The sequence below is a fragment of the Pseudovibrio sp. WM33 genome, from assembly GCF_001623165.1.
Lineage (GTDB): Bacteria > Pseudomonadota > Alphaproteobacteria > Rhizobiales > Stappiaceae > Pseudovibrio.
The window spans coordinates 1-10,576 of the sequence record NZ_LMCK01000017.1; the positions used below are offsets into that span (position 1 = coordinate 1).

At 51.2% G+C, this 10,576-nt stretch carries 10 protein-coding genes and 1 tRNA gene; 7 read left to right on the plus strand and 4 right to left on the minus strand.

Going from position 1 to position 10,576, the window contains the following annotated elements:
• Positions 1–481: 481 nt before the first annotated feature.
• The gene (gene trpB / locus PsWM33_RS04285; protein ID WP_063299344.1) at positions 482–1,699 is read left to right on the plus strand and encodes a tryptophan synthase subunit beta; all 1,218 of its coding nucleotides are present in this window, start codon (positions 482–484) and stop codon (positions 1,697–1,699) included.
• Between the two features lie 58 nt (positions 1,700–1,757).
• On the opposite strand, the gene PsWM33_RS04290 is transcribed toward trpB, so the two are convergent.
• The 4 genes from PsWM33_RS04290 to PsWM33_RS04305 all read right to left on the minus strand — a co-directional run bounded on the left by PsWM33_RS04290 (position 1,758) and on the right by PsWM33_RS04305 (position 4,619).
• Positions 1,758–1,940, minus strand: coding sequence for a hypothetical protein (locus PsWM33_RS04290; RefSeq protein ID WP_057466048.1), 183 nt, complete (start codon positions 1,938–1,940; stop codon positions 1,758–1,760).
• Positions 1,941–2,193: 253 nt separating this feature from the next.
• Positions 2,194–2,269: transfer RNA gene (locus PsWM33_RS04295), tRNA-Val, on the minus strand.
• A 139-nt stretch (positions 2,270–2,408) separates the two neighbouring features.
• On the minus strand, positions 2,409–3,683 hold the full coding sequence (locus tag PsWM33_RS04300) for an MFS transporter (RefSeq protein WP_063293130.1): 1,275 nt from the start codon (positions 3,681–3,683) through the stop codon (positions 2,409–2,411).
• Between the two features lie 252 nt (positions 3,684–3,935).
• Positions 3,936–4,619, minus strand: coding sequence for an HAD family hydrolase (locus tag PsWM33_RS04305; protein WP_082826871.1), 684 nt, complete (start codon positions 4,617–4,619; stop codon positions 3,936–3,938).
• 238 nt (positions 4,620–4,857) lie between these two features.
• Between PsWM33_RS04305 and rpiA the strand changes: the two genes are divergently transcribed.
• The 6 genes from rpiA to PsWM33_RS27920 form a co-directional block, all read left to right on the plus strand.
• Positions 4,858–5,547 carry a ribose-5-phosphate isomerase RpiA gene (gene rpiA, locus PsWM33_RS04310; RefSeq protein WP_063299345.1) on the plus strand — a complete coding sequence of 230 codons (690 nt, stop codon included), beginning with the start codon at positions 4,858–4,860 and terminating at the stop codon, positions 5,545–5,547.
• A 54-nt stretch (positions 5,548–5,601) separates the two neighbouring features.
• Positions 5,602–6,117 carry a DUF2059 domain-containing protein gene (locus tag PsWM33_RS04315; protein ID WP_057466051.1) on the plus strand — a complete coding sequence of 172 codons (516 nt, stop codon included), beginning with the start codon at positions 5,602–5,604 and terminating at the stop codon, positions 6,115–6,117.
• A 164-nt stretch (positions 6,118–6,281) separates the two neighbouring features.
• Entirely contained in the window at positions 6,282–7,661 is a 1,380-nt protein-coding gene (gene gor, locus PsWM33_RS04320) for a glutathione-disulfide reductase (RefSeq protein WP_063293127.1), read from the plus strand.
• 99 nt (positions 7,662–7,760) lie between these two features.
• Positions 7,761–8,387, plus strand: coding sequence for a gamma-glutamylcyclotransferase family protein (locus PsWM33_RS04325; protein ID WP_063299346.1), 627 nt, complete (start codon positions 7,761–7,763; stop codon positions 8,385–8,387).
• Positions 8,388–8,739: 352 nt separating this feature from the next.
• Positions 8,740–10,110 (plus strand): class II 3-deoxy-7-phosphoheptulonate synthase, encoded by a 1,371-nt coding sequence (locus tag PsWM33_RS04330; RefSeq protein WP_057466053.1) that lies wholly within the window; start codon positions 8,740–8,742, stop codon positions 10,108–10,110.
• A 165-nt stretch (positions 10,111–10,275) separates the two neighbouring features.
• Positions 10,276–10,576, plus strand: a 301-nt coding sequence (locus PsWM33_RS27920) for a response regulator (protein WP_208994387.1), incomplete at its 3' end; no start/stop codon positions are given.

Here is a 10,576-nt window from a genome sequence, read left to right on the forward strand (position 1 = left end):
TTCAAACGTGACCGCATGGTTTGAGGGGAAGGGCCCAGGAATATAGGGTATCACGCGGTGATGGATGCAGATGCACCGGTGGGAAATCCACTTTTGCTGAACGTGTCTGTCAAAGACGGAGGAACTGTCTGAGCAGGGAAACCTGACTGGATAAGCCACTGTCTTTTCAGGAAACTGACTATCGTACCTTATAGGCAAAAGAGGCGACGTTGTTCATTATAAGAAAGCCCGGGCAAGGCGTGTAGCCAATGCCGAAGAAACTAACTTAACAAACAGCGCAGGTATTGCCTGCCGCCTTGCTCATCCCGATTTCCGGGAACTCTGTTCCAACACTGCATGGAAGGCCATGCGGTGCTTTAAGTGCTTGTTTATCTGCCAAGAAATCAGTGACTAGTTCCAATTACCAGATGGATTGCCCCGCACGGCTTAAAGTAGCATCAGTCTCATACATATAGATAATGGGCTGGGAGAGCGTGAGCTGATGGACAATTATTTAAAAGAGTTCCCGAACAAAGAAGGCTACTTTGGTGAGTATGGCGGTGCATTCTTGCCGCCTGAGCTGGTGCCTCAGTTCGAAGAGATCGCGAAAGCCTACGAAAAGATCTCTGGCGATGCCTCCTATATCAATGAGCTGCGCTACATCCGTAAGCACTTTCAGGGCCGCCCGACCCCCATCTCGCATGCACGCAACCTGTCCAACCGGATTGGCTCAGGCGCGAACATTTACTTAAAGCGGGAAGACCTGAACCACTCCGGCGCCCACAAGCTCAACCACTGCATGGCAGAGGCTCTGCTGGCAAAGCACATGGGCAAGAAGAAGCTCATTGCAGAAACCGGGGCAGGCCAGCACGGCGTGGCCTTAGCAACAGCTGCAGCTTACTTTGAACTCGACTGCGAAATTCACATGGGTGAAGTGGATATCGAGAAAGAGCACCCAAATGTCGTCCGTATGCAATTATTGGGTGCAAAACTCGTACCGGTTGGTTTCGGTGGTCGTACCCTGAAAGAGGCTGTGGACTCAGCGTTCACATCCTATCTGGAGCAGGCCGATGAGGCGCTGTTCGCAATCGGCTCTGTAGTGGGTCCGCACCCGTTCCCGCGCATGGTGCGCGACTTCCAGCAGATCGTGGGCATCGAGGCTCGTGAGCAGTTCACTGAAATGACCGGCAATCTGCCAGACCATGCTGTGGCATGTGTTGGTGGCGGCTCAAACGCAATGGGCCTCTTCTCTGGCTTCATTCAGGATAACTCAGTCAAACTGCACGGTGTTGAGCCAATGGGTAAGGGACCTGAGCTCGGGCAGCACGCAGCAACCATGACATTCGGCAAACCGGGCATGCTCCATGGCTTCAAGTGCCGTGTTCTGGAAGATGAAGCAGGCAACCCTGCGCCTGTGCATTCAATTGCCTCTGGTTTGGATTACCCAGGCGTTGGACCTGAGCACTCCTACCTGCATGATATCGGTAAGGTGCATTACAGCTCAGCAACCGATGATGAGACCTTGCAAGCCTTCTGGGCACTCTCTCGTTATGAGGGGATCATTCCTGCTCTGGAAAGCTCTCACGCAGTCGCATATGCGATGAAGCTGGCCAAGGAATGTCCGGGAGAGACAATCCTCGTCAACCTGTCAGGGCGTGGTGATAAGGATCTGGATTATGTCGCCGATAACTTCGGTACAGGCGAAGATCTGAAAATATAAGAACGACAGAAAAGGGGGGGCTTCGGCTCCCTTTTTTAACGCGGATCGAATGAGGTGATCAGGCGTTCCGATTTCGGATCGCAACAAAAGAAGTGTAAGAAACGCCGCCAGCGCCCGAGATAAAGGCTGCAACATCACGCGCCGGGCCGCCATACATCACGGTTTGGAAAACAACCACGAAAAAGAACAGCATCACAGACGCTGCAAAAGTCTTGCCGATAAACAAAAATATCCGGTTCATAGACGTGGTCCTGATCTTTAAAACTGCCCAATTTCAGAAGCCCATCTTAGAAAAACTGTTTCAGACTTTCAAAGAATTTCTGCTTCAAAACAAAGAGTTGTGATGTATGCCACGAAAACGTCGAGCTACGACGCGGTTCAAAACCCTCTCGAGCAATATGGGGAGGTGTTGTGTATGTACAAGGAAAGCAATGGAAGAAAATAAAAAAGCCTCCGCTAATGATCGGGAGACTTGAAGCCTTCATAAGAAGGAATGGTGGGCGATGAGAGACTCGAACTCCCGACATCTTCGGTGTAAACGAAGCGCTCTACCAACTGAGCTAATCGCCCCCGTAGGGTGGTACGCCGTGTGGCGTGAGGAGGTGTTTAGGGCCTTTGACGGGTTCTCGCAAGCCCCTGAAGAAACTTTTCCCAAAAGAATTCCAAATATATCGCTGGAGGCGGTCCTGCTGACACCATTGGCTTCGCATTACTTATATTTTTCAGAGGGTTGGGCTTGGTGATAACTTGCATAAGGCATGTTGCTCACACTTAGGAGTTGTTTACGTGTCGAACGACGAACAAAGAACAGCTTCGCCACATAAAGCCGATAGGCGGTGAACAGAGCAAGCGAACCGCTAAGGCCAATCAAAATGAGATCAGGCGTCTTGGAACCAAGCACTGGCGCAAGGATACTGATGAGTGTTGGACCTGCAACACTACCCGCAGCCCAGATGAAAAGCAGATAGGTCGACAACGCAACACTGCTTTCTGGTTTCCGTTCAAATGCGTGAGCCACGCAGATAGATTGCAGCGGGAAGGAGAGGCCTCCAAGAACAACCAGCACCAGACCCAGCATGCTCAGCAGATGATAATTCCGCAGGAAGCCAGAGTTCCAGCCAGTGAACGGGTCAGCAATCAGGAAGGTAACCATGATGACGGTGATCAGTGCAGAGGAACCAAGAATGAGCCATCTGCGGTCCATGCGGTCAGCAAGAGAGCCAAACGGCCATTGGAACATCAGGCGGCCAATATAGATCATTGCAATCATTAGAGCTGTTGTGCTGCCTCCAACCCCGGCTTTGGACAGGGAGTAGGGAACAATAGTCAAAAGACTGGTGACAATAGCACCGGAAGCAAAAGCGCCCAGCACAGCCACAGGAGACTGAGCCCAGATCTCTTTGAACTTAATGCGCTTGGCTTTGTATGTGCGTGGTGGCACAGAGCGGGTCATGCAGAGCAATACAACAGCTGCAAGCAATACAGCGCTGAGCAGTTCCAGCATTTGCAATGGAACCTCGGTGAATTTGGCAACGAAAATCTGTGAGAGAATGGCCATTGCGCCAATCACAATGGAGTTCACAGATAAAATACGCCCACGAACTTCGTCTTTGATAGACTCATTCAGCCATGCATCAGCTGTGGCAAACAAAACCGCAAATGCCGCCCCCATGAAGAACCGGAGTACAGTCCAGAAAATGATGCTCTCTGTGTTCTTGAAAAGCAAAACGAGAAGGGCTGTCAAACCAGCCGCACCAGCAAAGGCCCTGATGTGTCCGATCCGGTTGATCATGCGCACACCACGCATACACCCAACCATAAAGCCAAGAGAGTAAGCACCGGCCACAAGACCAGCTTGAGAGGCAGAGCCGCCAATGCTAGCGATCTGAAGCGGCAAGCTTGTCAGCAAAGCTGAGCTCGCCAGTTGCGCAAGCGCGCTAGCCAGGATGATCGCAAACAGCGAAACGAGTGAAGCTTTAACCATACAGCCATTGACCTGCACTTGATGTGGCGCAGTGTTCCCGTGTTGATGTTCATTTTCTGGAAAAACAGAGCTTTCCGATTGACTGAATGTTTCGCAGGGGAATGTGACTGCATTGAGCGAAAAATCGAACCAAGCAGTGATTTATTGATGGGATTTACGTGGGGGAATTGAGACGGATTTGCGGCTGTAAACAAAACTGCCGCGCACTGAACGAACAGGGGCGGCAGAGTATCTTGTATCTATATCAGAGAGTTAGGTCGGTGCGTTCTCAGCACTCAACTCTTTGACTGCCGCTTCCAGCTGGTTGTAGTGAGAAATCACTACATCAGGCCCCAGTTCGCGGACAGGAATGTCTGTGTAACCGAAATCCACAGCGATCACGGGCAGGCCAGCGTTACGTGCAGCGCTGATGTCAGCCTTGGAATCGCCAATGAAAATGGAGCCTGCGCGAGAACCACCGGCAATGTCGATTGCGCCAAAAACTGGCATCGCATCCGGCTTGTTCTTGGAGAAGGTGTCTCCGCCCACAACAGCGTCAAACAGGTGTTCCATATCCATGGCCCGAACCAGCGGTTTAGCCAGTTTTTCCAGTTTGTTTGTGCAGATAGCTGTTTTCCAGCCAGCAGCTCTCAGCCGTGCAACTGTTTCCAGCGCCTGCGGGAATGCATGGGTCTTATCTGCAATATGAGTCTCGTAGTAGCGAATAAACTTGGCAAGCAATGGTTCCAGAACTTCATCTGTCACTTCAATCTTGCTTGCCTCGAGCCCACGGCTCATCAGCACTTTCACGCCAGCGCCGACCATTTTCCTGACCCGTTCAGGCTCAATGGCTTCAAACCCGGCTTCTACCAAAACATGATTCATCGACGCTGTGAGGTCTCCCATGGTCTCCAGGAGAGTACCGTCTAGGTCGAAAACCAGAACTGGTGTTGTCATACTTAAGCTCGTTTCTGTTGAGAAAATCCGCGCCACACTACCGAAATTCACCGTGAAGTCAATTTGCGAGGAAAACCTATAGTGTGTTGGGTGGATTGCTGCTTGGCGGGACACACACCTCATGGTAATCAGCAGGAGTTATGTCACAGTAGACCCAAGCGCAATAACTAGGCAGAATTGTTCTTGTCTGTGAACGTTTCCGAACAAGCTTTGGGTCCGGGGAAGAGAAATTAGTCAGATGGCAATGAGTTTGAAGGCGCAGGCCGCAGCTGCAGCACTCAAGGAAGTTAAGCCCGGCATGAAGTTGGGGATAGGTTCTGGATCAACAGTCAATGAACTGATCCGCCTTCTGGCAGAGATGGTGAAGGATGGCTTTGAGATCATCGGCGTGCCAGCCTCATCTTATTCTGAAGCTCTTTGCGATGAGCTTGGAGTGCCGTTGACCACACTGGATGAAACGCCAGTGCTGGATCTGGTCATTGATGGGGCGGATGAAATTGATCCGCAGCTGAACCTTATCAAAGGCGGCGGCGCAGCGCTGCTTCGCGAAAAAATTATTGCGGCGGCTTCCGGAAGCATGCTTGTGATTGCTGATGAGAGCAAAATTGTTGATACCCTCGGAAAGTTTCCGCTTCCCGTGGAGGTTGTTCCGTTCGGGCTTGAGGCCACTCGCCAGATGATGCAAAACAGCTTGGACGCTGAGGGGCTACAAGGTGAGATGATCCTGCGTATGGCAGGGGAAAAGCCACTTGTAACCGATAACGGCAACTACATTCTTGATTGCCACCTACAGGCAATCAGCAATCCGAAGTCACTGGCAAAACGCCTGGAGGTTATTCCAGGTGTCGTTGAGCACGGGTTGTTTATTGATATGGCAGTACGGGCCTATGTTGCCGGTACTGATGAAATTCGTGTCTTGGAACCTTAAGCTGTCCCGACAGTCATTTTAGGACAGCTGATTAAAATATAGGGGAGCCATTTTATGCTCGCTAAGTTCAAGTCTGCAGCAATTGCAGGTGTTGCATCACTGGTTGTTGCTGGTGTGCTGATTTCCAGCCCGGTTATGGCTCAGGACAATTCCATTTCTGAAAGTCACATCGAAGCTGCAAAAGCGGCTGTTCGTGCAACAAAGTCCATCGAGAACTTCGACAACATCCTTCCAGATGTTGCGGAGCGCACTCGTACCCTGTTTATTCGTTCTAATCCGGCAATGAGCGCTGAGATCGACATCGCTGTGAATGAGGCTGCTGTTGAACTTATTCCGCGCCGTCAGGAGCTGGATCGTGTGATTTATGAAGTATGGGCGCGTCGTTTTTCTGAAGAGCAGCTCAATGAAATCGCAACCTTCTACAACTCCGACACCGGGAAGCGTCTTGCTGACCTGTCGGGTACACTGTCTGCATTGACGATCGGTGCTGCAAAGCAGTGGAGTGATGCAGTCAGCACCGATATGGTTGCAATTTCACGGAAGAAACTTGCCGAAATGGCTGCTCAATAAGCGATCACGAAATCGCAATCCAAAATGAACAGTTAGATCAGATACGCCCCTTGAAATTTGGGCGTATCTGGCCCAAATCTGAGCCTACGTTTTTATAAGACAAGACCTTAGAGCGTAACGAAACGTCGTTGCATAAGGTTTATTGCAAACGAAAGTGGGCTGTAATGACTAATTTCGACTACGATCTCTTTGTTATTGGGGCCGGTTCTGGCGGCGTACGTGCAGCGCGCATCGCAGCAACCCATGGCGCCCGTGTCGGTATTGCTGAAGAATTTCGCTATGGCGGGACCTGCGTTATCCGCGGCTGTGTTCCCAAAAAACTCTTTGTTTATGCATCTAAATTCACCGAGGAATTCGCAAATGCGGACGGGTATGGCTGGAGCCTGAACGGCACGCCAACCTTTGATTTTGATAAGCTTGTCGAAAATAAAGACAAGGAAATCACCCGTCTGGAAGGCATTTATCGCCGCAATCTGGATAAGTCCGGCGTTGAACTGCACGACAGCCGCGCAGTGATTGAGGGGCCGAACACCGTTCGTTTGCTGTCTACCGATCAAGTCATCACAGCTGAACGTATCCTTGTAGCTGTTGGTGCAACGCCAAACGTTGATGCAGGCCTCGTCGGCTGCGAACATACGATCACATCCAACGAAGCATTCCATCTCTCCGAGTTCCCGAAGCGAACCATCGTTGTCGGTGGCGGTTACATCGCTGTCGAGTTCGCTGGCATCTTCAACGGCATGGGATCTGAGACCACGCTTTTGTATCGCGGTGAAGAAATCCTGCGCGGTTTCGATATGGACGTGCGTACCGGTCTGCATGAGCAGATGGTAGAAAAAGGTATCACCGTCAAAACCAAGTCCACCATTGCATCCATTGAGAAGCATGAGGGCGGTCTGACAGTGACCACCCACGCCGGCGAAGTAATCGAAGCCGACCAGGTGCTCTACGCGATCGGTCGCCGCCCGAACACAGCAGGCCTCGGTCTCGAAGAAGCTGGCGTTGAACTCGACAAAGCAGGTGCAATCGTCGTTACTCCGCAGAGCCAGAGCTCTGTACCAAGCATCTTCGCTGTGGGCGATGTCACCAACCGTGCCAACCTGACCCCAGTGGCTATTCGTGAAGGTCACGCTTTTGCTGATAGCACCTATGGTGGCAACGAGTGGCATGTCGATCACTCTATGATCCCGACCGCAGTCTTCTCTCAGCCTGAGATTGGTACGGCAGGTCTGACGCAGGAAGAAGCTGAGGCGCGCTTCGACAACATCGATATCTATTCCTCATCCTTCCGTCCGATGAAGAACACACTTTCCGGCAAGCCAGGCAAGATGTTCCTCAAGATGCTGGTGGATGCGGATACTGACAAAATCCTCGGCATTCACATCATGGGCCCAGACTCTGGCGAACTTATCCAGATCATCGGTGTGACCCTGTCGATGGGTGCCACCAAGTCGGACTACGACCGCACCATTGCGGTGCATCCGACTGCTGCGGAAGAATTGGTGACAATGCGCGAACCATCTGAGCGTATCCGCAAGAATTAAACTTTAGTTGACTTCCAAAGAGCCGCTAGTCTTTGCTAGCGGTTCTTTTTTGTCTTGCTGCCGGAGCAGGGCATCTTTCTCGTTTTGATAGGAATACCCGTGACTGACCTCACACAGGACCAGATTTGCTATTTTGGTTATGGCTCACTCGTAAATGAAGAAACATTGCCCGCAGGCACGACAGTGGTAGCCGGACAACTGAGTGACTGGAAGCGGGAATGGCGTGGTTGCTCCAAAGGCAAAGAAGGCAATGGCCGCATGTCAGGCGTTGGTGTTTGCGCATTAGGTGTCCGTCGTGAAGAGGGCTCTGTCATTCGTGGTGCGATGGTGCTTGATACAAAAGCAAACCTGCCTGCGCTGGATAAACGTGAATGGCATTATAACCGCAAATCCCTCAGTGATGATAGTTTCGTGCCCGATTGTGGCAGGCAGATGCCATCAGACACGTTCCTCTATCAGGTGCAGGATCAGTACGCGCACTGGGGTAATGACGAGCACCCAATCCTGCAAAGCTATGTTGACTGCGTCATGGCTGGATTCCATCGTCTATGGGGTCATGAAGGCTTGTTGCACTTCATGGAAACCACGGACGGCTGGGATCGTGTACCAATTCTAAATGATCGCGCAGAGCCGTTTTATCCACGCGCCATTGTCTTGTCTAAAGAACTTGCGGGCACGATTGACGATCTGCTGAAATCTGTGAATGCTCAATATTTAAATCGCTGAAATAAGGCTCATGGTTCGCGAGTGTGAACGCTTCATGTATCTTTACACAAGTGTTCATCTGCGGTCTTGAAGGGTGCTTTGAAATAATTATCTACCAAGTTCAGTTTTGCTAGAACATAGTAGCTCCAAAGCAGATTGGTTTGATGGATTCTCATGAGGCCTGATTTTTTTGAGGTATCCTCAACCTACAGCGATAAAACAACGTATACGTACCCCTAGTCAGATAAACGGGCTGCGTGTATAAGCCTTTCTGGGCTTTTGTCACAAGATGAGAACGGCTCAAAGAATTAACGCTGCCAAAGATAGGCGCATAGGGCGCGCTGGCAGCATTCCGTATTGATGGAGTTTTAAAATGGCGGACAAATGGACACCGGATTCCTGGCGATCAAAACCGATCGTGCAGGTACCGGACTATCCAGATAAGGAAGCAGTGGCAGACGTTGAAAGTCGCCTAGCAACTTATCCGCCGCTCGTGTTTGCAGGTGAGGCGCGCAAGTTGAAAGCGCAGCTCGCTGATGTTGCCGAGGGGCGTGGATTCCTCTTGCAAGGTGGTGATTGTGCGGAGAGCTTTGCAGAGCATCACGCTGATCACATTCGCGACTTTTTTAGAGCATTCCTGCAAATGGCTGTGGCGCTCACCTATGGTGCGCAGCAACCAGTTGTAAAAGTGGGCCGTATTGCTGGTCAGTTTGCAAAACCGCGTTCTTCCAATATTGAGAAGAAGGGCGATATTGAACTGCCAAGCTACCGTGGTGACATCATCAACGGTATCGAGTTCAACGAAGACTCTCGTATTCCAGACCCTGAGCGTCAGGTGAAAGCCTACCGTCAGTCTGCTGCGACGTTGAACCTGATCCGTGCGTTCGCGCAAGGTGGTTTTGCCAATCTGGATCACGTCCATCAGTGGATGCTCGGCTTCGTAAAAGACAGCCCGCAGGCACACCGCTATCAGGAAATGGCTGATCGTATTTCCGACGCCGTCTCCTTCATGCGTGCTTGCGGTGTTGATCCCGACAATACACCACAGCTGCGTTCCACCGACTTCTTCACCAGCCACGAAGCATTGCTTCTGGGCTACGAAGAAGCGCTGACACGCATCGATTCCACCACTGGCGAATGTTACGCAACATCCGGCCATATGCTCTGGATCGGTGATCGTACGCGTCAGTTGGATCATGCACATGTTGAATTCTTCCGTGGCATCAAGAACCCGATTGGCCTCAAATGTGGTCCATCTCTTGATCCTGAAGAGCTGATCAAGCTGATCGACGTTCTGAACCCTGAAAACGAAGCTGGTCGTCTGACACTGATCACCCGTTTCGGCCAGGACAAGGTGTTCGAACATCTTCCAGCTATGGTACGCGCTGTTGAGCGTGAGGGTAAGAAAGTTGTTTGGTCTTGTGACCCGATGCACGGCAATACCATCACTGCAAACGGATACAAAACGCGTCCGTTCGAGCGTATTCTGCGTGAAGTAGAAGCATTCTTCGCGGTTCACCGCGCTGAAGGCACTCATGCAGGTGGTGTTCACGTCGAAATGACTGGCCGTAATGTGACCGAATGTACCGGCGGTGCACGCGCATTGTCCGCAGAACAACTCGGTGATCGTTACCACACCCATTGCGATCCTCGCCTCAACGCGGATCAAGCTCTGGAGCTGGCGTTCAAAATCGCAGAGAACCTCAGAAAAGAATCTGATACACGCCTTGCAGTGAACACTTAACTCTATCTAGAGTATTCATATGATGATCAGGGGTTGCACATTGTGCAGCCCCTCTTTTTTTGATAAATATTTATATGCGAAGCACATAGAAAATTGGAACTATGTGCCTCCTGCCTTTCGCTGCCCGATGTTTTTCTAGGTTTTTTCGCCCTCAGGGAGAGTTTGTTGCTTCAGAGCGATTCTTTGTTGTCTGGCTATTCAATCCTTATTGTGGATGACAACAACTACATGCGTTCCATCTTGCGCACTATGATCTCCGGCTTTGGCGTGCGTTCGATCTACGAAGCAGGCGACGGGGCCGACGCGATCGCAATTCTGCTCGATCGCAGGCCCGATATTGTGCTGTGCGACTGGATCATGCACCCGATTGATGGCAATGACTTCCTCCGTATTCTCAGGCAGGACGAAGATTCTGAAATTGCCAAGACCCCGGTAATCGTCATTACGGCTGATTCCCGCCGTTCCG

Coding starts and splice junctions, on each gene's coding strand:
- trpB (WP_063299344.1), top strand. CDS start 482: ATGGACAATTATTTAAAAGAGTTCCCGAACAAAGAAGGCTACTTTGGT.
- PsWM33_RS04290 (WP_057466048.1), bottom strand. CDS start 1,940: ATGAACCGGATATTTTTGTTTATCGGCAAGACTTTTGCAGCGTCTGTG.
- PsWM33_RS04300 (WP_063293130.1), bottom strand. CDS start 3,683: ATGGTTAAAGCTTCACTCGTTTCGCTGTTTGCGATCATCCTGGCTAGC.
- PsWM33_RS04305 (WP_082826871.1), bottom strand. CDS start 4,619: ATGACAACACCAGTTCTGGTTTTCGACCTAGACGGTACTCTCCTGGAG.
- rpiA (WP_063299345.1), top strand. CDS start 4,858: ATGGCAATGAGTTTGAAGGCGCAGGCCGCAGCTGCAGCACTCAAGGAA.
- PsWM33_RS04315 (WP_057466051.1), top strand. CDS start 5,602: ATGCTCGCTAAGTTCAAGTCTGCAGCAATTGCAGGTGTTGCATCACTG.
- gor (WP_063293127.1), top strand. CDS start 6,282: ATGACTAATTTCGACTACGATCTCTTTGTTATTGGGGCCGGTTCTGGC.
- PsWM33_RS04330 (WP_057466053.1), top strand. CDS start 8,740: ATGGCGGACAAATGGACACCGGATTCCTGGCGATCAAAACCGATCGTG.